Source organism: Pseudomonas brenneri (genome assembly GCF_007858285.1).
Lineage (GTDB): Bacteria > Pseudomonadota > Gammaproteobacteria > Pseudomonadales > Pseudomonadaceae > Aquipseudomonas > Aquipseudomonas brenneri.
In genome coordinates this window covers 18,232-39,084 of the sequence record NZ_VFIL01000013.1, presented here as the reverse complement: position 1 = coordinate 39,084, position 20,853 = coordinate 18,232, and the positions used below count along the sequence as shown (strand labels likewise).

Genomic DNA, 20,853 nt, shown 5'->3' with positions numbered 1-20,853 from the left:
GGGTCCTTTTTTTATAGCCGTGGGAAAGTGAAGGTAAATCAGCCGTTTAGCCCAGGGCAAAAGCCGCAACTTGCATGCAGGCACGATACCCTTCATGCAAGTTGCACGATTCCGAAAATCGACAAATATTTCAACTTGTTGATTTTAAAGGTAATTATTGATCGTGAAGACTTGGCACAGCGCCTGCAATAGTACGGGTAACCCTGCAGCATTAACGTTGAAACGCTGCAGACCTTCGAAAAAACAGGAGTTACTCGTATGAAGAAGTTCGCTATCGCTGCTGCAACTGCCACCGCTCTGACCCTGACCATGGCTAACGTTGCGTTCGCCCAGACTTCCCAGGCTCCAATGGTTGTAGCCGCTGGTGAAGTGACCAAGGCCAAAGAAGCGACCTCTGACACCTGGATCACCACTAAAGTCAAAGCTGATCTGGTCACCGAGAAAGGCATTCCTGGCACCGACATCAAAGTCGAAACCAACAAAGGCGTGGTTTCCCTGTCCTCCACCGTTGCTGTGACTGACGCACAGAAGGAAATGGCAGTAGCTATCACCAAGAAAATCAAAGGCGTTAAAGCTGTATCGGCCGACGGCCTGAAAGCAGAGTAACGCTTAACAATTCGACTGAACCCAGGCGGCCTAGAGCGAGGCAGATATCCGCTCAATGCACCTTACAGGTTCATGCGACCGACCACAGGGATGTGGTCACTACGGGCCCCGGCACTTGTGTCGGGGCCCGTTTTATTGTGGTTTGGAATACATATTTGCGGATGATGGAGCTCAAATGTGGGAGGCTGGCTTGCCTTAATGCCAGTCAGTTAAGGCTTTTTTGTAGGAGCGAGCAAGCTCGCTCCTACAGGAGGCGATGACCGCTTAACTGACTGGCATTAGATCAGTAGCCAGTAGGCTGGCTGACCCACCGCTATCGCAGGCAGGCCAGCTCCCACACTTCAGACTTCTGGTGCCGGGTAATTACTCGGCATCCAGGTGCATGGGGGTGATTACCCGCCCATCTTTCTCGGCTTGCCCGAGGTTGGCATCAATGAAGTACACCCGATCATCGTCCAACTGGCCCTTGTCCACCAGATAGTCCTTGATGGCGCTGGCACGATCCTGCCCCAGTTGGCGCAGCAGCACGTCACTGGCGCTCCAGAACTTGATCACACCTTCGCGCAGCTTCGCCGTGCGCTCATCGCTGCCCAGGTCTTTCCACTCGGCCGGAGGCTGTTGTTTCAAGCGGGTACGGTAGATGCCTTCCAGCAGTGGTGCTTTTTCCTTCTCCGGTACGACAAGCAACGATGCCTGGGCCGGGACTTTATCGCCCCGGCGCTGGAGGATCTTGTAGTAGTTGTATTGGTATTCGCGCTCAAGCCGCTCGCCGGCCAGGAACGGACCATCGCTGCTCGCCGCCGCAGTGCCTTCGATCTCCAGGCGCAGGGCAGGGCGCTCCTTGAGGGCCTTGGAGAGGCTGTTGAGGGCCGACTCGGCGTCCTTGCTCAACGCACTGGAGCCTGCAGCGAACGACACGTTGCCAAGGTCTTCCGAGCCGCCACCGGTGACCAGCCCGCCAATAAACTTGAACGGCGCCGTCGCCGCGCGCACCACCAGGTTGCGCAGGGTTTGCCAGACAATCGGCATCACGCTGAATTGCGGGTTGTTCAAGTCGCCAGTCACCGGCAACTCGATGGAGATCTTGCCGTCGGTGTCCTTGAGCAGGGCAATCGCCAGACGAATCGGCAGGTCCACCGCGTCCGCACTGTCGACTTTTTCGCCCAGTTGCAGTTGCTCCACCACCACCTTGTTCTCGGCCTTCAATTGGCCCTTGGTGATGATGTAGTGCAGGTCAAGGTTGAGCCGGCCCTTGCGGATCCGGAACCCGGCAAACTTGCCCGAATACGGGGTCAGGGTTGTCAGTTCGACGCGTTTGAAGCTAGTGGCAATGTCGAGCGCGGCCATCGGGTCAAACGGGTTTACGCTGCCCTTGATGGTCACCGGCGCGTAGCGGTCAACCTTGCCCTTGATATCGACGCTGGCCGGTTTGGCCTGGCGGCTGTCGATGGTGCCGATCTGGCCGTTGAGTTGCTGGATCGCGGTGGCGAAGTTCGGCGTCAGGCTGAAGTCGGCGAAGTTGGCCGAGCCATCATTGATCGCGATCTGGCCGATCCGGATGCCCAGGGGCTTTTCGTTGCTCGCGCTGGATTTGGTGGTGGACTTGGCACCACTGTCGGCTGGCTGCGGGATCAGCAGGTCATCGACGTTGGTGGTGCGATCATCGTTGATCATGAAGCGGACATAGGGTTGCAGCAGGTTGATCTTGTCGATCGACAGGCTGTTGCCATGCTGATAGTTCAAGCCTTCGACCACCAGGCGCTGCCACTTGAGGAAGTCACGGGTCTTAAGGGTGTCCAGGGTGTGCAACTGGTCCACTTGCGCACGGCCGGTGATCTGCAGCGCGAGGGGCTCGGTACTCTTGAGGTTCACATCCAGGTTGCTGCCCAGCATGCCGCTACGCAGCTCCAGGCGGATAAACGGGCTGATATAGGACTGGGCAACCCGCAGGTCGATATCCTTGGTGTCGACTTTCAACTTAGCGCTGACCGGGTTCAGGTTGACCTGGCCGCTCGCCTGGATCTTGCCCTGTTTGCCCAGGCCGGTGTCGATCTTGAGTGTGAAGGGGCTTTGGTTGAGGCTGTCGAAGTCTTGGACATCGACATTCAGCGGGCCCAGTTCCAGCGCTACCGCAGGTTTTACCTGGCGATCAGCCAGATGCACCTGATAGTTGCGCAGTTGCACATCCTTGAGTAGCACTTGCCAAGGCTTGCTTGGCGCTACCGCCTCGGGTTTTGGCGAGTCGGCGGTGGCTGGGGCCGTTGCCGGCTCAGGGGCTGCGGCCGGCTTGCTCGGCTGGCTGGCGAACAGTTTCTGCCAGTCCAACTGGCCATCGGCTTCGCGGGCAGCCCAGGTTTCGAGCTTGTTACTGCGGATCTTGCCGACGATCACTTGCTGCTTGGCCAGGTCGATCGAGGTTTCGCTGACATCCAGGCGCTCCAGACGCGCCAGTGGCCGGCCATCCGGGGCCTTGATCGCGAAGGGCGCGATGCTCGCGGAGACGTTGGTCAGGTTCAGTTCGGTTTCTTTGGCCAGGTTGAGCTTGTAGTCGGTGCTGAAATTGAGCACGCCATCTTCCAGGACCAGTGGCACGGCGTCGCGCACATACGGCCACCAGACTTTCATCTTGCCATCAGTGACTTTGAGCTTACCCTCGGAGGCGATCGGGACCAGGCTGAAATTGCCGGTCCAGTCGATCTGGCCGCCTTCGGGGCCTGCGGCGACCAGGGTCATGTCGGCGTTGTCTTCGGGCAGGGTGCTGAGGTTTTTCAGTTCGAAGTCGAGTTTGTCGTAGAGAAACTCGATAGGCTCGCTTGGGCGTACGTCTTCAAAGTGCACGTAGCCGCCGGCCAGCTTGATGCGCTCGATGCGCAGTGGGAACGGTTTGCTTTCGGGATCATCGGGCGTCGGTTCGCTCGGCGGCACTTTGAACAATTGCGCGAGGTTGAGCGTGCCGGCCTTGTCGAACAGGATTTCGGTCTTCGGCTTGTCCAACTGCACATCGGCCAGGTGCAGGGCACGGGTCCAGAGGCTGTCGATCTGCAGGTTGGCGTAGAGGCGTTCAAAGCCCACCTGCTCCTTGCCGGGCTCACCGATCTTCAGGCCCCAGAGGGTCAGCTCAAGGCTGAACGGGTTGAGCTCGATACGCTCGATGCGGGCTGGCACGGTGGCGTAGTTGGCCAACTGTTGGTTGGCCACGCGAAGGGCGATGCCGGGGAGAATCAGGAAGCCCAGCAAGCTATAGAGTGCAAGGGCGGTCAGCAAGGCGCCTGCGGCGCGAATCAATCCTTTGGGCATGGGTGACGCCATCTATGTGGTTCAGAAGTGCCTTGGAGTATGGCACGGGTTTGCGGTTCCGAAGAACCGCGCCTTTATTACGCCAGCCTAAGCTTTTCAGGACAATCCTACAGTTGCAGGATCAGAGTCTTCAGCGGTGGCTGTTGGTCTTGTGAGGGGAAGTCCGCACCGGGTGTCATCACTTTCCAGTCGCGTACAGGCCGGCCGGCCTTTTCGGCGCAGCGCAAGACCTGCTCGCGCCAGTCATCCATGCTGACCTTTGCCAGGTTATTGCAGCAAATCAGTACGCCATTGTCGGCGGTGGCGAGCAATGCCGGTTTGAGCAGGCTTTGGTAGTCACGCAACAGGTCCACGGTCCCAAAGGCGCTTTTGGCCCAGGCCGGCGGGTCGAGCAGTACCAGGTCATATTGACGTTGTTCCAGGCGCGGGTAGCTGGGCAGCTTCTGTCCGCGACGCTGAGTGATCGGCAGTCCCGCCAGTTGGCGAATGGCAGGGAAGTAGTCGGACTGTACAAAGGTCATTTTCGACAGCTGTGGGTTCAACTCGCCGTTTTCTTGGCCGACGGCCAGGTTGCCCTCGGCAAAGTCCAGGTTGCATACCTCGCGGGCTCCACCGGCCGCTGCGCTGAGGCCGACGCCACAGGTGTAGGCAAACAGGTTCAGCACACTTTTGCCGGCACTGTGCGCCTTGACCCAGCCACGGGTGTTGCGCAGGTCCAGGAACAGCAGCGGGTCCTGCCCGGGGTGGCGGCCGCGCACACGGTAGTTCAGGCCCCACTCGTGGCCGACCAGATCCTCCAGGGCCGCGGGTTCGGCGCGGTATACCGTGTCTTCCCGGTCGATCCGCGAGTTGCCGCGGGAGCGGTCGTTATAGACCAGCAGCAACTCCAGGCCCAGGTACTGGTTGATCATCAGGTGCAGTTGCTGTAGCGCATCGCTGTCCAGGGACTGGTGAAAACTCTGCACCATCAATTGGGGGCCGTAACGGTCGATGGTCAAGCCACCGGCGCCTTCCTGGCTGCCATGGAACAACCGGTAGCAATCGGTGCCTTGGGCATGCAGCTCGGCGAGCAGGTCTTGACGGTGATCGAGGGCGGCGCGCAGCGCCTGATTCAGGGACGACATGGAGCGCGCCTTGCTGGGGAATTGAAGCGCGCAAGTTTAACAGCTCCTGTGGGTCCCGGCTTTTGTAGGAGCGGGCTTGCCCGCGAAAAACTCGATATCGCCGCGCTTCGTCAGGCTTATTGCGTCAGCGTTGACGATTTTCGCTGGCAAGCCAGCGCCTACAAGGGGTTGCGTCGTTACAGCAGGCCCATTCGCCTGTGGGCGCGCTGCACCGAACCATTGCGCATTGCCCAACGCAGCAGCGGTGCGCTGTGCTTGACCCCGGCGCGGATCAGTTGGCGTTGCAGTGGGCTTTGTTGCTGGCCAAGCATGTCGCTGGCCCAGCCCGGCAGTAGGTCGATGCCGGCCTGCATCATCAGTGCGCCGAACGGCTTGGCCAGGGTGCTGGGGGCCGGGGCATTGAGCAGTAGGCGCAACACTTCGTGGCTGCGCTCGTCACACAGCAGTTGTGGACGAATTCGTTGCAGATAATCCGAAATTTCCTGCCGTGAGCGCGGCACATGTCGTGCCCCCAGTTGCTCGGCGATCAAGGCGATCTCGCTGTAGTACCGGTCCTGATCCCGAGGCGATAAGTCCGGGTTTTTGTAGCGCAGGTGCGCCGCCAGAAAGCTGCTGACTTCGGCGACATGCACCCAGGTCAGTAATTGCGGATCGCTGGCCGCATAAGGACGCCCGTCAGGGGCATGCCCGACCACTTGCAGGTGGATGGTACGCACTTTTTCGATTAGCCACTCGGCATCGCGCCGCGAGCCAAAAGTGGTGCCGGAAATAAACTGCGAAGTACGCCGCAGGCGCCCGAGCATGTCCTGGCGAAAGTTCGAATGGTCCCACACGCCGGCCAGCGCCAGGGGATGCAGCGCCTGCAACATCAAGGCGCTGATACCGCCGATCAGCATGCTGCTGAAATCACCATGGACCTGCCAGCTTACCGAGTCCGGCCCGAACAGCCCTGGATCGCCCTTGGGGCTTTCCAGGTCCAGGTTGCCCAGGGACAGGCCTGTCAGGCTCATCAACTGGGATTCGATACGGTTGCGCAGAAATTCCATGGTGGCTTGGGGGTTCCTATCGGTTCAGGCGCTTGTCGATCAGGCCATCGACCACGCTGGGATCGGCCAGGGTCGACGTATCGCCCAGGCTGTCCAGCTCGTTGCAGGCGATCTTGCGCAGGATACGCCGCATGATCTTGCCTGAGCGGGTTTTGGGCAAGGCCGGTGCCCATTGGATCAGCTCGGGCTTGGCGAAACTACCGATTTCCTTGCTGACCAGTGCCAGCAGGTGCTTTTTCAGCTCGTCGCTGGGCTCGACGCCATTCATCGGCGTGACAAACGCATAGATGCCCTGGCCCTTGAGGTCATGGGGATAGCCGACAACGGCCGCCTCGGCCACCTTGTCATGCAGCACCAGCGCGCTTTCCACCTCGGCGGTACCGATGCGATGGCCGGAGACGTTGATCACATCATCGATGCGCCCGGTGATCCAGTAGTCGCCATCCTCGTCGCGCCGCGCGCCGTCGCCGGTGAAGTAGTAGCCGGGGTAGGGCTTGAAATAGGTGTCGATCATCCGCTGTGGGTCGCCATACACGCTGCGGATCTGCCCCGGCCAACTGGCTTTGATCGCCAGGACGCCACTGCCGGCGCCGCTGATTTCCTTGCCCTGTTCGTCGAGTAATACCGGCAGTACCCCAAACATTGGCTGGGTCGCGCAGCCGGGCTTGATGCGCTGGGCGCTGACCAGCGGGCTGAGCATGATGCCGCCGGTCTCGGTCTGCCACCACGTATCGACAATCGGGCAGCGCTGCTCGCCGACGGCATTGAAATACCATTCCCAGGCTTCCGGGTTGATCGGTTCGCCGACACTGCCGAGCAATCTCAGGCTAGCCCTGGACGTGTTCTCCAGCGGACCATGGCCCTCACGCATCAGGGCCCGCAGGGCGGTGGGTGCGGTGTAGAAAATATTCACCTGATGCTTGTCGATCACCTGCCAGAAGCGCGAGCTGTCCGGGTAGCTCGGTACGCCCTCGAACATCAGGGAGGTGGCGCCATTGGCCAGTGGCCCGTACACGATGTAACTGTGGCCGGTCACCCAGCCGACGTCGGCGGTGCACCAGAACACCTCGCCTTCGCGGTAGTCGAGCACGTACTTGAAGGTCATTGCCGCTTGCAGCAGATAGCCACCGGTGGTGTGCAGCACGCCCTTGGGCTTGCCGGTACTGCCGGAGGTATAAAGGATAAACAGCGGGTCTTCGGCATCCATCGGCTCGGGCGGGCATTCGCCGCTGACCGCGTCAACGGCTTGTTGATACTTGAGGTCGCGCCCCTCGGTCCAGGCCACGGCGGCGCCGGTACGTGCTACCACCAGTACCGTCGTGACATTTGGGCAACTGGCCAAGGCCTTGTCGACATTCTGTTTCAGCGCCACGGGTTTGCCGCCGCGTACACCTTCGTCGGCGGTGATCACCGTGCGGCAGTCGGCATCGAGAATACGATCGCGCAAGGCATCCGGTGAGAACCCGCCAAATACCACCGAGTGCACCGCACCAATGCGTGTGCAGGCCAGCATCGCGTAGGCGGCTTCTGGAATCATCGGCATATAGATACACACCCGGTCGCCTTTCTTCACGCCACGGCTTTTCAGCACATTGGCCAGGCGGCTGACGTTTTGATGAAGTTGGCGGTAGGTAATTTTGGACGACTTTGCCGGATCGTCGCCTTCCCAGATGAAGGCCGGCTGATCGGCACGCTGCGCCAGGTGCCGGTCAATGCAGTTGTAGCTGACGTTCAACTGGCCGCCGGCAAACCACTGTGCGGCGCCGGTGTGGATGTCGCAGTGCTGGACGGTCTGCCAGGGCGTGACCCAGTCGAGCAAGGCCTTGGCTTGTTCGGCCCAGAAGGTGTCGGGGTTCTCGATAGATTGCCGATAGAGGCGCTGGTAGTCCTCTTGGCCCAGTTGTGCAGCACGGCGCACGGCATCGGCATGGGGAAACTGGCTGATATCGAACATACAGGGATCCTTATTCTTGTTATGGCCACAAGAGCGTAAACGGCCCCTATAGGAGCCGTTTATGCAGGTTCAATCCCTGATTGTAGTGCCGATCACCTCAACCGCGGTGACGACCACGGAAGTAGTTGATCAAGCCTTGGGTCGAGGCATCGTCGGCCGTGCTTTCCTCGGCGCCTGTCAGGCGGTTGTAGACGCCCTTGCCCAGCTCCTTGCCCAACTCAACACCCCATTGGTCAAAGGCATTGATGCCCCAGATGACGCTCTGTACGAACACTTTGTGCTCATACATCGCCACCAGCGCGCCCAGGCGACGCGGGCTGATCCGCTCGACCACCAGGGTGTTGCTTGGGCGGTTGCCCGGGATCACTTTGTGCGGGGCCAGTTTCTGCACTTCGGCTTCGGCCATGCCTTTGTCGCGCAGCTCGGCTTCGGCTTCGCTAAGGGTCTTGCCGAGCATCAACGCCTGGCTCTGGGACAGGCAGTTGGCGTACAGCCATTGGTGATGGTCGGAGACTGGGTTGAAGCTGACGATTGGCACAATGAAGTCGGCCGGGATCAACTGGGTACCCTGGTGCAGCAACTGGTGGTAGGCATGCTGACCGTTGCAGCCCACGCCGCCCCAGATCACCGGACCGGTGTCGGTGGCAACCGGCGTGCCATCCTGGCGTACGCTCTTGCCGTTGGATTCCATGTCCAGTTGTTGCAAGTGCTTGGTGATGTTGCGCAGGTAATGGTCATACGGCAGGATCGCGTGGCTCTGCGCGCCCCAGAAGTTGCCGTACCACACACCCAGCAGGCCCAGCAGCACAGGCATGTTCTGTTCAAACGGAGCGTTCTGGAAGTGCTGGTCCATGGAGTAGGCGCCAGACAGCAGTTCCTTGAAGTTGGACATGCCGATGGCCAGGGCGATTGGCAAGCCGATGGCCGACCACAACGAATAACGGCCGCCGACCCAGTCCCACATCGGGAAGATGTTTTCTTCACGGATCCCGAAGGCCACGGCCGCCGCATTGTTGCTCGACACCGCGATGAAGTGGCGATACAGCTCGGCTTCCGAGCCACCCTGGGCCAGGTACCAGGCGCGGGCGGCCTGGGCGTTTTTCAGGGTTTCCAGGGTGTTGAAGGATTTTGACGAGACGATGAACAGCGTGGTCTCGGCGCGCAGCTTCTGGGTCAGTTCGTGGAACTCACTGCCGTCGATATTCGCCAGGTAGTGGCAGCGCACGCCTTTATGGGCGTAGGACAACAGCGCTTCGGAGACCAGCTCCGGGCCGAGGAACGAGCCACCGATGCCGATGTTGACCACGTCCGTGATCGGCTTCTCGGTGTAGCCGCGCCATAGGCCGTCATGAATGCGGCCCACCAGGTCGGTGATCTGGTTCAGCACTTTGTGCACGTCGGGCATGATGTTGGTGCCGTTGACCGACAGCTTGTCGCCCACCGGGCGGCGCAGTGCGGTATGCAGCGCCGGACGGCCTTCCGAAGAGTTGACCGGCTCGCCGTCGAACAGCGCTTTGATCGCGCCCTTGAGGTCGACTTCGTTGGCCAGGTCCACCAGCAGGTCGCGGGTTTGCGCAGTGATGAGGTTTTTCGAGTAATCGAGGAACAGTCCGCAGCTGCTCAGAGTGAACTGGGAAAAGCGCTGGGGATCGGCATTGAACGCTTCGCGCATGCTGAAATCCTGCATGGCTTGGCGATGTTGATTGAGCGCTTGCCAGGCGGGCAGAGCGGTAACGTCATGAGGGGTGCGGTAATACGCCATCGCTGCGGGTTTCCTTTTTATTACTGGGATTGCCTTTAGGACACTGCTGAACCCGGAACGTCCAGTCTTGTATCAAGGATTGGGTTCCAGACAGCGCTAACTATAACGCCGGGCGATTACATTAAACCTAGCGTGTCGATATGTCTTGGCTTTGTCTGTGCAGAGGTTGGTACTTTTTTATACCAGGGCCTGAGGGGCGCTACAAAACCAATGGGGGAGCAGGTTTGTGTGGCATTAGGGCTTGCCCGCTCCCACACAAGCCCGCTCGCACATTGGATTATCGCCAGCTTCAGGCGGGCAAATTGAGATGCAGGTTGTCGATCAACCGGGTCGCGCCCAGGTAAGCGGCAACCAGGATCACCACATCACGATCCTCGACAGTTGCAGGGCGCAGATGCTGGCCCTGGCGAACTTCCAGGTAGTCCATGCGCAGGCCGGCGGCCTCGATGTGCTGGATCTGTTCGGCGCGCAGTTTGGCAAAGTCACGTTCGCCGGCCTGGATCGCCGTAGCGATCTGGCTGAGGCTGCGGTACAGCACCGGGGCGATGGCGCGCTGTTCTTGCGTCAGGTAGCCGTTGCGCGAGGACAGCGCCAGGCCGTCATCGGCGCGCACCGTAGGCTCGCCAATGATCTGGATCGGCATGTTCAGGTCGCGCACCATGGCGCGGATCACTGCCAGTTGCTGGTAGTCCTTTTGCCCGAACACTGCCAGGTCAGGCTGGACCATGTTGAACAACTTGCTCACCACCGTCGCCACACCCTCGAAGTGACCGGGGCGGCTGGCGCCGCACAGTCCTTCGGACAACTGCGGTACGCTGACTCGCGTCTGCACCGTCATGCCATCAGGGTACATCTCGTCGACTGTGGGGGCGAACAGCAGGTTGCAGCCGGCCACCAGCAGCTTTTCCTGGTCGGCGGCCAGGGTGCGAGGGTACTTGTCCAGGTCTTCGCCAGCGCCAAACTGCAGCGGGTTGACGAAAATGCTCGCCACCACGAAGTCTGCTTGCTCGGCGGCCCGAGTCACCAGTGTGGCGTGGCCGGCATGCAGGTTACCCATGGTGGGCACGAAGCCGATGCGCTTGCCCGCACTGCGCGCGTGAGTGACCGCGGCCCGCAGTTCACGCAGGGTTTTGACGGTGTTCATGCCGAGAACCCGTGTTCGATGCCAGGGAAGGTAACGCCTTTGACTTCGGCGACATAGGCGCTCAGTGCGGCCTGGATGCTGTCCTGGCCGGCCATGAAGTTTTTCACGAACTTCGGTGCACGGCCGGTGAGGGCCAGGCCGAGCATGTCGTGCAGCACCAGGACCTGGCCATCGGTGGCGCTGCCCGCGCCAATGCCAATCACCGGGATTTTCACGGCCTGGGTGATTTCTTCAGCCAGTTCGCTCGGCACGCATTCGAGCACGATCATCGCCGCGCCGGCCTGCTCCAGGGCAATGGCATCGGCCCGCATCTGCCGCGCCTGGGCTTCATTGCGGCCCTGGACCTTGTAGCCGCCGAGGATATTCACCGACTGCGGCGTCAGGCCCATGTGCGCGCACACCGGTACACCGCGTTCAGCCAGCAGGCGGATCGACTCGGCGAGCCAAACGGCACCTTCGACCTTGATCATATGTGCCCCGGCCTGCATCAGCTTGCCGGCATTCTGGAAGGTCTGCTCAAGCGTTGCGTAACCCATGAACGGTAGGTCGGCGATGATGAAGGCGCCTTGGTTACCGCGCTTGACGCTGGCGGTGTGGTAGGCAAGTTCGTCTGTGGTGACGGGCAGTGTGCTGTCATTCCCTTGAAGAACCATGCCCAGGGAGTCGCCCACCAGTAGCACCTCGACGCCGGCCTGGCAGCAGGCATGGGCGAAGGTGGCGTCATAGCAGGTCAGCATGGCGATTTTTTCACCCTTGAGTTTGAGGCTCTGCAAGGTGGTCAGGGTAATGTCTGGCATGAAAAGGGTCCTCATTCAGGCGCTTGGAAACAGCGAGTAACGCGCGTGAGTCTTCGTTTATACAGGCGCACTTTCTTCAGAGCAGTGCTTATAAGGCCTGGATTGCGCCCTTCAGCGCCGGGTTGGCGGCAGCGGGACGCCTATAGTCGTGAGGAGGACTCTGGAAGTCAATTGGATGTGTTACCGCATTGTTACGAGTGGGGTGTTACCGCTGTTACTGATGCGATTGTAGGAGCGAGCTTGCTCGCGAAGAACATCTAGACAGCGCGTTTAATCAGGCAGCCTGCATTTATATTGACGATTTTCGCGAGCAAGCTCGCTCCTACAGTGGCAAGCGTTCCAGGCCGACGAACGGGCATTCGGCGAGCAGGTCATTGAGTAGACGGCCGTCAGGCAGTTGCAACGTGGCAGGCGCCAGTTCAGCCAGCGGGTACAGCACAAAAGCCCGCAGATGCATCTGGTAATGAGGCACCTTGAGGCGCGCCTCATCGATCAGGCGCTCGCCAAACAGCAGGATATCCAGGTCCAGGGTGCGTGGGCCCCAGCGTTCAAGACGTTCGCGGCCCTGATCGTTCTCGATGGCTTGCAGTGCATCCAGCAGTTCCAGCGGCGCGAGGGCGCTGTCCAGCGCCGCCACGGCATTGGTATAGCGCGGTTGGCCCTGAAGCAGGGAATCACTTTGATAGAAGGCAGAGACACCCGCGACTGTGGTGTTCGGCAATTGCGCCAACGCCTCTATGGCGTTGCGCAATTGCTGCTGCGGGGCAGCGAGGTTGCTGCCCATGCCGATGTAGATACGCTCCACCGTGCTTACTCGCCAGAGGTATCGGCGGCACTGCGTTTGCGCTTGCTACCGCTGCTGCGACGGCGCTTTTTCGGCCCGTCGCCAGTGGCTTCGCCTTTGCTGCTGAGCTCACGAATCATCTCGCGGCGTTCGCTGTCATTGGCGTCCTGGTAGTCGGTCCACCATTCGCCCAGGCCATCGGTCTGTTCGCCAGCGCTTTCACGCAGCAGCAGGAAGTCATAGCCGGCACGGAAGCGCGGGTTGTCCAGCAGCAGGTCGGCACGTTTGCCACTGCGCCGTGGCAGGCGCTCCTGCATGTCCCAGATCTCGCGGATCGGCATGGTGAAACGCTTGGGGATCGCGATGCGCTGGCACTGTTCGGCGATCAGTTCGTGCGCCGCTTCCTGCATCGCCGGAATCGGCGGCATGCCGCGGTTCTGCAGGCGCAGTACCCGGGCTGGCAACGCAGGCCAGAGCAGGGCAGCAAACAGGAACGCCGGGGTCACCGGTTTGTTCTGTTTGATCCGCAGGTCAGTGTTGATCAACGCTTCACTGATCAGGGTGTGGGTGTACGTCGGGTTGTGCTCCAGTGCATCGGCGCTGGCCGGGAACAGTGGGTCGAACAACTGCAGGTCCACCAGCATTTCGAACGTGTCGGCGGCATGCCCGGACAGGAACAGCTTGAGCACTTCCTCGAACAGGCGCGCCGAGGGGATTTCCCGCAGCATGGGTGCCAGTTCGCGAATCGGCGCGGCCGTGTGTTTCTCGATGCCGAAGTTCAGCTTGGCGGCAAACCGCACGGCCCGCAGCATGCGCACCGGATCTTCCTGGTAGCGCTGCGTGGGGTCGCCGATCAGGCGGATCAGGTGATTGCGGATATCGTGCACGCCGTTGGCGTAATCGAGAATGCGTTCGCTGACCGGATCGTAATAAAGGGCATTGATGGTGAAGTCGCGACGTTGCGCGTCTTCTTCCAGGGTGCCGTACACATTGTCCCGCAGGATACGTCCGCTTTCGTTGCGGGAAGACTGGTTGCTGTCTTCCTCTTCATCGTTTTGCGGGTGGCCCGCGCGGAAGGTCGCGACCTCGATGATCTCGCGACCAAAGTGGATGTGCACCAACTTGAAGCGCCGGCCGATGATCCGCGCGTTGCGAAACTCGGCACGCACTTGTTCGGGCGTGGCGCTGGTGGCGACGTCGAAATCCTTGGGAGTGATGTTGAGCAACATGTCGCGCACGCAACCGCCGACCAGGTAGGCCTGGTAGCCAGCGTTCTGCAGGCGTTCGACGATGTTCACCGCATAACGGCTGAACTGGGCGCGCTGCAGCGAATGTTGATTGCTGTTGAGCACTTCAGGCGTGCTGCGAATGTGTTGCGTACGACGCAAGGGGGAACGGAATGACTGGAACAACTTCTTCAGCATGGGATGCACTGTTTGAAGGAATGTTCGGCCATAACGAAGAATGACCGCATGATGGGCCGGGATTCTAGCATTTAGTCAGGGGATGGTGTAGGAACTAGCTGCAAGCGTTGAGCCAGAGGCTTAAATAAGCCGGCGTGATGCTCAAATTGCAGAAACTACAAGGGGAGCCGAAGCTCCCCCAGAAAGTAGTTGCGTGCTCTATTTTTATTATTGATTTCGGGCTTCTTGTTTTTGTTGATCGCCCTCGCCATGAGATTTGACCTTCATGACACTCCCAATCGGGAGTCAAGAGCAAACGGATTGCTTTGGTCGCTGTGTTGCTATGATCAATGATCCAACCAGTTCAGGCTCTGCCTTAGGGCAGTTTTTGTTGTTCTCGGCCTGGTTGCGGGGCAAGCCCCAAATGCAACGCCTCTCCAAAAGAATCAGTTAGCTGCGCCTCCGCCGTGTTGTTTTTATTATGCGTGAGTCGATTCGTCTTATTTTTATTGTGTGTGTACGGTGCTTTTTATTGTTCTTGTACTAAGCATATAGCAGGGTGCGTGCCAACTTTTGCAAACCCCAGCAAAACAAGGGGTTTTGCCGGTTATGGTGGGTTTGGCAGGCATAAAAAAGCCGGGGCTTCGTTACCGTAAGCCCCGGCTTTTTGTTACGTGAATATCTGAGGTAACAGTTTTTTCACGTTTGGGGTGTTACCCGATGTGAGCTGGCCTCAGCTTTCGCTGGCAACCCCGGTCTTGCGCCGTGGAATGCCCAGGCGCTGGCGCCGCTCCCACAGGCATTTGCGGCTGACACCCAGTTTGCGTGCCAGTTCGGTCTCGGTCATGTGGTCCTGGTGCTCCAGGACGAAGTGCTGGAAGTAGTCCTCCAGGGACAAGTCTTCCGTGGGTTCGTGGCTGGTGTTACTGCCGCCCTGTTGCGGTGCCAGGCCAATGAAGTCGTCATCGTCCAGGTCGCTCAGTTCGATATCGATGCCCAGCAGCTCGGCGGAGATCTGTGGGCTCTCCGACAGGATCACCGCGCGTTCCACGGCGTTTTCCAGCTCGCGCACGTTGCCAGGCCACGAATAATGGCGGATGGCCTGTTCGGCGTCGGCCGCAAACGTCAGGTCGGTACGGTTGACCCGGGCGCTTTGGCGCAACAGGAACGCATTGGCAATCTCGTTGACGTCGGCACCGCGTTCACGCAGGGCCGGCAGCTTGAGGGCGATCACGTGCAGGCGGTAATACAGGTCTTCACGGAACTGGCCGATTTTCGCCAGGCTTTTGAGGTCCCGGTGAGTCGCGGCAATCAGGCGCACGTCGACTTTTTGCGACTGTACCGAGCCGACCCGACGAATCTCACCTTCCTGCAGCACCCGTAGCAGGCGCGCCTGGGCTTCCAGGGGCAGTTCACCGATTTCGTCGAGGAACAGCGTGCCGCCGTCCGCCGCTTCTACCAGGCCGGCGCGTCCGGCGCTGGCACCGGTAAAGGCACCTTTCTCATGGCCGAACAGTTCGGATTCGATCAGGGATTCGGGGATCGCCGCACAGTTCACCGAGATCATCGGTGCCTTGGCGCGCTTGGACAGGTTGTGCAGGGCACGGGCCACCAGCTCCTTGCCGGTACCGGACTCGCCCTGGATCAAAACATTGGAGTCGGTGGGCGCAACCTTGCGGATCTTGACGTACAGGTCCTGCATGGGTGGGCAGGAGCCGATGATGCCGATTTCGCCATTGCTGTTGTCCACGCCTGGCTTGTCGCTGCCATTGGCGGCCTTGCCGGCAGGTCGTTCAGCGGGTGCACTGCTGGCCGACTGACGGTCACGCAAGATACGGGCTACCGCCTGGAGCATCTCATCGTGATCGAAAGGCTTGGCGATGTAGTCCACCGCGCCCATCTTCATCGAGTCGACCGCCGAGCGCAGGCTGGCATAGCTGGTCATGATCAGCACCGGCGTGCCCTGGCCCAGCTTGATCAGTTCGGTGCCCGGTGCGCCAGGCAGGCGCAGGTCACTGACGATCAGGTCGAACGTGGGAATGCTGAAACGCTCCTGGGCTTCCTGCACCGAGCCGGCTTCGCTGACCTGGTACTGATTACGTTCAAGCAGGCGACGCAAGGCAGAGCGGATAATGGTTTCGTCTTCGACGATCAAAATGTGCGGCATTGATTCAATTCTCTCGACGGTCTCAGTTCACAGCGGACGTCGCTTCGACATGACGCGGCAAGGTCACCCGAATACGGGTGCCGCGTTGGCTTTCGGTGTCAGCCGGGCTGTCGATGGTGATTTGTCCATAATGCTCTTCAACGATGGAATAGACCAGTGCAAGGCCCAGACCGGTACCTTCACCAGGGTCCTTGGTGGTGAAGAAGGGTTCGAACAATCGGTCCATGATGTTCTGTGGAATACCGCTGCCTTCGTCCTCCACGATCAGGTCGACCGTGTGCTCGAAAGCCTCGCTCTTGACCCTTACCGCACTGCCAGCGGGTGTCGCGTCGCGGGCATTGGACAGCAGGTTGATCAACACCTGGGCCAGGCGTTGTGAGTCGCCGACCACCCAGTGTTCCGGATCGCACAAGTTATAGAACTGTACTTCGAAATTGCGCCGGTTCAAGGCCAGCAGCCCAATGGCATCCTGGGCGACTTCGGCCAGGCACACCGCTTCATCGTGATTCTGGTGGCCGCCGGCATGGGCAAAGCTCATCAGCGATTGCACGATGCGCGAGACACGCTTGGTCTGTTCGAGGATTTGCCCGCTGATTTCGGTGATTTCGCCGTCTTCTTCGCGCTCTTCACGCAGGTTCTGCGCCAGGCAGGCGATACCGGTGATCGGGTTGCCAATCTCGTGGGCCACCCCAGCCGCCAGGCGCCCGATACTGGCCAGGCGCTCGGAGTGCACCAGTTTGTCTTCGAGCATCTGGGTTTCGGTCAGGTCTTCGACCAGCAACACCAGGCCGCTGTTGCCGGGGGCCAGGGGTTCGTCGATCGCTGCTTTGTGCAGGTTCAGCCAGCGCGTCTGGCCGTCGAGGGCCAGGTGCTGTTTGTGCAGATGTTCATCCGGCAGGTTGATAAAACCCTGCAACAATTCTTTCCACGGATCGGCGATGGTGGTCAGGCGCGAGCCCACCACGCGCTGGGCGGCGATGCCGGTCAGTTCTTCCATGGCCTTGTTCCACATCAGGATCTCCTGGTCCTTGGCCAGGGAGCAGACGCCCATGGGCAGTTCCTGCAAGGTCTGGCGGTGGTAGCGGCGCAGGGCGTCGAGTTCGGCGGCAAGGCCGGTGAGGCGCGAGTGGTAGTCCTCCAGCCGGCTCTCGATAAAATGGATGTCTTCGGTGACATAGTTTTCGCCGCCGGCCTTGTAGGGCAGGAAAGTCTCCACCATGTCCTGGGACACACTGGGGCCCATCAGCCCGGACAGGTTGGCCTCGATGCGGTCGCGCAGGCGGCGCAGGGCATAGGGCCGGCGCTCATCGAAGGGCAGGTACAGATCGCGCAGTGCCTGCTCCACTTCCTTTTGCGCAGCCTTGGCGCCCAGGGGCTTGGCCAGTTGCGTGGCGAACTCCTGGGGCGAAGCCGCATGCAGTTCGCGGCGCTGCGGGCGGCGCACGTTATCTACGGCGCAGGCTTCGGCGGCGCTGGTTTCTTCGGGGCTGGCGTTGGTGAACAGGGAGATCAGGGTGAACATCAGCACGTTGGCTGCCAGCGAGGCGATGGCCGCCATGTGCCAACTGGTGTCATCCAGCACGTAGATCATGTTCAGCAGCGGGATGTAGAAGCCCTGCAGGTTACCGACCAGCGGCAGCAGCATGGTCACCAGCCACACCAGGATCCCCGCCAGCAGCCCGGCGATAAACCCGCGCCGGTTGGCGGTCGGCCAGTACAGCACCGAGAGCACGCCCGGCAAGAACTGCAACGTAGCGACGAAGGCCACAATGCCGAGGTTGGCCAGGTCCTGCTCGGCCGCCATCAGCAGGTAGAAGCCATAGCCGGCCATGATGATTGCCACGATCAGCGCGCGGCGTGTCCATTTCAGCCAGCGGTAGATGTTGCCTTCGGCAGGCGGCTGGTACAGCGGCAGCACCAGGTGGTTGAGGGCCATGCCCGACAGCGCCAGGGTGGTGACAATGATCAAGCCACTGGCCGCCGATAAACCGCCGACGTAGGCCAGCAAGGCCAGGGATTTACTGTTGGCGGCGATGCCGATGCCGAGGGTGAAGTATTCCGGGTTGGTGGTGGCCCCCAGTTTCAGGCCGGCCCAGAGGATCAGCGGCACCGCCAGGCTCATCAGCAGCAGGAACAGCGGCAAGCCCCAACTGGCGCTGACCAGCGAGCGCGGGTTGAGGTTCTCGGTAAAGGTCATGTGGTACATGTGCGGCATGACGATGGCGGAGGCAAAGAACACCAGCAACAGCGTGCGCCATGGGCCTTCTTGCAGCGGGGTGTGCAGGGCGGCGAGGGCGGTCTGGTTTTGCAGCAGCCACAGCTCAAGTTGTTGCGGGCCGTCGAACACGCCGTACAGCGCGTACAGGCCCACGCCGCCGATGGCGATCAGCTTGATTACCGATTCGAAGGCAATCGCAAACACCAGGCCTTCGTGTTTTTCCCGGGTGGCGATATGCCGCGAGCCGAAAAAAATCGTGAACAGGGTAATCAGCGCACAAAAGCTCAGGGCCACGCGATGTTGCACCGGCTCATGGGTGAGGATGCCGATGGAATCGGCCACGGCCTGGATTTGCAGGGCCAAAAGCGGCAGCACGCCGATCAGCATGAAAATCGTGGTCAGCGCGCCGGCCCAGGTGCTGCGAAAGCGAAAGGCAAACAGGTCGGCCAACGACGATAACTGGTAGGTGCGGGTGATCTTCAGGATCGGGTACAGCAGCACCGGCGCCAGCAGGAAGGCCCCAGAGACTCCGAGGTAGCTGGAAAGAAATCCGTAACCGTACTGGTACGCCAGGCCCACCGTGCCATAGAACGCCCAGGCGCTGGCATACACGCCCAGCGACAAGGTGTAGGTCAGCGGGTGGCGAATGATCGCCCGCGGGATCATCCCGCGCTCACTGATCCAGGCCACCCCGAACAGCGCGGCCAGGTAGGCGGCGCTGATCAGCAGCATCTGGGTCAGGCTAAAGCTCATCGGCATCTTTTTGGCTCTGCAGGATAAAGGTCACGACGATCAGGATCAGCCACAGCAGATAAGGGCGATACCAGGCGCCCGTGGCGTCGATCCACCAGTCCATGATGGCGGGAGAAAACAGGTAGATCCCGACGACCAACAGCAGGACCAAGCGATAGATGTACATGTTGGCCTCTGATTGAAAAACTGCGGCGATGTTAACGGATGGCTGGCAGGCTGCAAGCGCCTTCAGTGTAATTGCGCCTCGGCCAATGTGAGTGTGCGCGGGATCCGAGTGGCATCCCAGTGCGCAATGCCCCAATCCAGCAGTTCCCGTGGGCTGGCATGGTGCAGTTCATCCCCAGGTTGCTGGCCGAGCGCGCGCAACGCCCTTAGTAGCAACGGTGTGGCCTGGTCGGGCATCAATGGCGGGGAGCGGTAGGATTTGCCCAGCTTGTTACCGTCCGGCTGGATGATCAGGGGCACATGCAGGTAGCGCGGCTGGCGCAGGCCCAGCAACTCTTGCAGGTACAGCTGGCGTGGCGTCGAGTCGAGCAGGTCGGCGCCGCGTACGATATCGGTTACGCCTTGCCAGGCATCGTCGAGCACCACGGCCAGTTGATAGGCATATAGGCCGTCGCGGCGGCGGATGATGAAATCGCCGACATCGCGGCCCAGGTGTTGTCGGAATTGGCCTTGTACACGGTCGGTGAAATGGTATTCCAGCTCGGGAACACGTAGACGAATGGCGGCATCCTGCTGATCGTGGCCGGCATTACGGCACAGGCCGGGGTAAATGCCGTTGTACGGTTCCAGTTGCTTGCGTGAGCAGGTGCAGGCGTAGGCCAGGCCATGGTTGAACATGTCGTTCAGTACTTTGGCGTAGGCATCATGCCGCTCGCTTTGTCGGACCAGTTCCCCGTCCCACTCAAAACCATAGCTTTCCAGGGCATGCAGGATCGCTGCCTGGGCGCCGGGTTCTTCACGGGGTGGGTCGAGGTCTTCCATGCGCATCAGCCAGCGGCCTTGATTGGCACGGGCGTCGAGATAGGAGGCGAGGGCTGCAACCAGGGAGCCGAAGTGCAGGTGGCCGCTGGGCGTGGGGGCGAAACGCCCGATATAGGGGGAGGCTGTCATGGCCTGGATATTACTGGAAAACCGCCAGGCGCCAGAAACAAAAATGGGGCGTTTGCACGCCCCATTCGTTCAGCTCGGCAGGGATTACTTGCCGACCTGCTTTTCCTTGATTTCGGCCAAGGTCTTGCAGTCCACGCACATGTCTGCGGTAGGACGGGCTTCCAGGCGGCGAATGCCGATCTCGACGCCGCAGGATTCGCACCAACCGTATTCTTCGTCTTCGATCAGTTGCAGCGTCTTGTCGATTTTCTTGATCAGCTTGCGCTCGCGATCACGGGCGCGCAGTTCAAGGCTGAACTCTTCTTCCTGGCTGGCTCGGTCGGCCGGGTCAGGGAAGTTGGCTGCTTCGTCCTTCATATGGTCAACGGTACGGTCGACCTCCTGCATCAAGTCCTGTTTCCATTTCTGCAGGATCTTGGTGAAGTGCTTGCGCATGGGCTCGCCCATGTACTCTTCGCCCTTCGACTCGATGTAGGGTTCGAAGCCGCTGATGCTCTGTTGCTTTGCTTGGGTGGACATGAATAGACCGCCTCTCACTCTTCTAATCCATTGCGCAGGATTGCAACATCACCGACACCTGCCGGCCCTGCGGCTGCAAGCGGGCGAACTTACCAGATAGATTCGGGGTGCGCCACTCCCGGTTGTCTGGGCCCGTCGCGCCGGGGTTGCAAACGGCTGCGAC

The 20,853-nt window shown here is 60.4% G+C and carries 15 protein-coding genes; 1 reads left to right on the top strand and 14 read right to left on the bottom strand.

Annotated features, from left to right (window positions below; all coding sequences use genetic code 11):
• Positions 1-258: 258 nt before the first annotated feature.
• A complete protein-coding gene (locus FJD34_RS23865) occupies positions 259-606 on the top strand; it encodes a BON domain-containing protein (RefSeq protein ID WP_032862919.1) in 348 nt (115 codons plus the stop codon).
• A 363-nt stretch (positions 607-969) separates the two neighbouring features.
• Here the strand turns inward: FJD34_RS23865 and FJD34_RS23860 are convergent, their stop codons facing one another.
• From FJD34_RS23860 to dksA, 14 genes are all read right to left on the bottom strand, one after another.
• On the bottom strand, positions 970-3,903 hold the full coding sequence (locus tag FJD34_RS23860) for a DUF748 domain-containing protein (protein WP_090292966.1): 2,934 nt from the start codon (positions 3,901-3,903) through the stop codon (positions 970-972).
• A gap of 107 nt (positions 3,904-4,010) precedes the next feature.
• Positions 4,011-5,027: a class I SAM-dependent rRNA methyltransferase gene (locus tag FJD34_RS23855; RefSeq protein ID WP_032862921.1), complete on the bottom strand. Its 1,017-nt coding sequence runs from the start codon at positions 5,025-5,027 to the stop codon at positions 4,011-4,013.
• 176 nt (positions 5,028-5,203) lie between these two features.
• Entirely contained in the window at positions 5,204-6,073 is an 870-nt protein-coding gene (locus FJD34_RS23850; protein ID WP_090292967.1) for an oxygenase MpaB family protein, read from the bottom strand.
• A 16-nt stretch (positions 6,074-6,089) separates the two neighbouring features.
• Positions 6,090-8,027 (bottom strand): acetate--CoA ligase, encoded by a 1,938-nt coding sequence (gene acs, locus FJD34_RS23845; RefSeq protein ID WP_032862924.1) that lies wholly within the window; start codon positions 8,025-8,027, stop codon positions 6,090-6,092.
• A 97-nt stretch (positions 8,028-8,124) separates the two neighbouring features.
• Positions 8,125-9,789 carry a glucose-6-phosphate isomerase gene (gene pgi / locus FJD34_RS23840; RefSeq protein WP_032862925.1) on the bottom strand — a complete coding sequence of 555 codons (1,665 nt, stop codon included), beginning with the start codon at positions 9,787-9,789 and terminating at the stop codon, positions 8,125-8,127.
• A 289-nt stretch (positions 9,790-10,078) separates the two neighbouring features.
• Positions 10,079-10,933 carry a pantoate--beta-alanine ligase gene (panC, locus tag FJD34_RS23835; protein ID WP_032862927.1) on the bottom strand — a complete coding sequence of 285 codons (855 nt, stop codon included), beginning with the start codon at positions 10,931-10,933 and terminating at the stop codon, positions 10,079-10,081.
• Complete coding sequence (gene panB, locus FJD34_RS23830; protein ID WP_032862928.1) at positions 10,930-11,730, bottom strand: 3-methyl-2-oxobutanoate hydroxymethyltransferase; 801 nt, start codon at positions 11,728-11,730, stop codon at positions 10,930-10,932. Before panB ends, panC begins: the two co-directional genes overlap by 4 nt.
• A 322-nt stretch (positions 11,731-12,052) precedes the next feature.
• Positions 12,053-12,535, bottom strand: coding sequence for a 2-amino-4-hydroxy-6-hydroxymethyldihydropteridine diphosphokinase (gene folK / locus FJD34_RS23825; RefSeq protein WP_065942923.1), 483 nt, complete (start codon positions 12,533-12,535; stop codon positions 12,053-12,055).
• Positions 12,536-12,540: 5 nt separating this feature from the next.
• Positions 12,541-13,938 carry a polynucleotide adenylyltransferase PcnB gene (locus FJD34_RS23820; protein ID WP_029298948.1) on the bottom strand — a complete coding sequence of 466 codons (1,398 nt, stop codon included), beginning with the start codon at positions 13,936-13,938 and terminating at the stop codon, positions 12,541-12,543.
• A gap of 712 nt (positions 13,939-14,650) precedes the next feature.
• Entirely contained in the window at positions 14,651-16,084 is a 1,434-nt protein-coding gene (locus tag FJD34_RS23815; protein ID WP_032862930.1) for a sigma-54-dependent transcriptional regulator, read from the bottom strand.
• A gap of 22 nt (positions 16,085-16,106) precedes the next feature.
• Complete coding sequence (locus FJD34_RS23810) at positions 16,107-19,061, bottom strand: sensor histidine kinase (RefSeq protein WP_162237657.1); 2,955 nt, start codon at positions 19,059-19,061, stop codon at positions 16,107-16,109.
• Positions 19,045-19,221, bottom strand: coding sequence for a hypothetical protein (locus FJD34_RS23805; protein WP_003176118.1), 177 nt, complete (start codon positions 19,219-19,221; stop codon positions 19,045-19,047). The genes FJD34_RS23810 and FJD34_RS23805 overlap by 17 nt, the downstream gene beginning before the upstream one ends.
• Before the next feature lie 62 nt (positions 19,222-19,283).
• Positions 19,284-20,171: a tRNA glutamyl-Q(34) synthetase GluQRS gene (gene gluQRS / locus FJD34_RS23800; protein ID WP_032862932.1), complete on the bottom strand. Its 888-nt coding sequence runs from the start codon at positions 20,169-20,171 to the stop codon at positions 19,284-19,286.
• An 84-nt stretch (positions 20,172-20,255) separates the two neighbouring features.
• The gene (gene dksA / locus FJD34_RS23795; protein ID WP_032862933.1) at positions 20,256-20,690 is read right to left on the bottom strand and encodes an RNA polymerase-binding protein DksA; all 435 of its coding nucleotides are present in this window, start codon (positions 20,688-20,690) and stop codon (positions 20,256-20,258) included.
• Positions 20,691-20,853: the final 163 nt, after the last annotated feature.

What these genes read in the sequence shown, in the direction of transcription:
- FJD34_RS23865 (WP_032862919.1), top strand. Translation starts at nt 259, where the DNA reads ATGAAGAAGTTCGCTATCGCTGCTGCAACTGCCACCGCTCTGACCCTG.
- FJD34_RS23860 (WP_090292966.1), bottom strand. Translation starts at nt 3,903, where the DNA reads ATGCCCAAAGGATTGATTCGCGCCGCAGGCGCCTTGCTGACCGCCCTT.
- FJD34_RS23855 (WP_032862921.1), bottom strand. Translation starts at nt 5,027, where the DNA reads ATGTCGTCCCTGAATCAGGCGCTGCGCGCCGCCCTCGATCACCGTCAA.
- FJD34_RS23850 (WP_090292967.1), bottom strand. Translation starts at nt 6,073, where the DNA reads ATGGAATTTCTGCGCAACCGTATCGAATCCCAGTTGATGAGCCTGACA.
- acs (WP_032862924.1), bottom strand. Translation starts at nt 8,027, where the DNA reads ATGTTCGATATCAGCCAGTTTCCCCATGCCGATGCCGTGCGCCGTGCT.
- pgi (WP_032862925.1), bottom strand. Translation starts at nt 9,789, where the DNA reads ATGGCGTATTACCGCACCCCTCATGACGTTACCGCTCTGCCCGCCTGG.
- panC (WP_032862927.1), bottom strand. Translation starts at nt 10,933, where the DNA reads ATGAACACCGTCAAAACCCTGCGTGAACTGCGGGCCGCGGTCACTCAC.
- panB (WP_032862928.1), bottom strand. Translation starts at nt 11,730, where the DNA reads ATGCCAGACATTACCCTGACCACCTTGCAGAGCCTCAAACTCAAGGGT.
- FJD34_RS23820 (WP_029298948.1), bottom strand. Translation starts at nt 13,938, where the DNA reads ATGCTGAAGAAGTTGTTCCAGTCATTCCGTTCCCCCTTGCGTCGTACG.
- FJD34_RS23815 (WP_032862930.1), bottom strand. Translation starts at nt 16,084, where the DNA reads ATGCCGCACATTTTGATCGTCGAAGACGAAACCATTATCCGCTCTGCC.
- FJD34_RS23810 (WP_162237657.1), bottom strand. Translation starts at nt 19,061, where the DNA reads ATGCCGATGAGCTTTAGCCTGACCCAGATGCTGCTGATCAGCGCCGCC.
- FJD34_RS23805 (WP_003176118.1), bottom strand. Translation starts at nt 19,221, where the DNA reads ATGTACATCTATCGCTTGGTCCTGCTGTTGGTCGTCGGGATCTACCTG.
- gluQRS (WP_032862932.1), bottom strand. Translation starts at nt 20,171, where the DNA reads ATGACAGCCTCCCCCTATATCGGGCGTTTCGCCCCCACGCCCAGCGGC.
- dksA (WP_032862933.1), bottom strand. Translation starts at nt 20,690, where the DNA reads ATGTCCACCCAAGCAAAGCAACAGAGCATCAGCGGCTTCGAACCCTAC.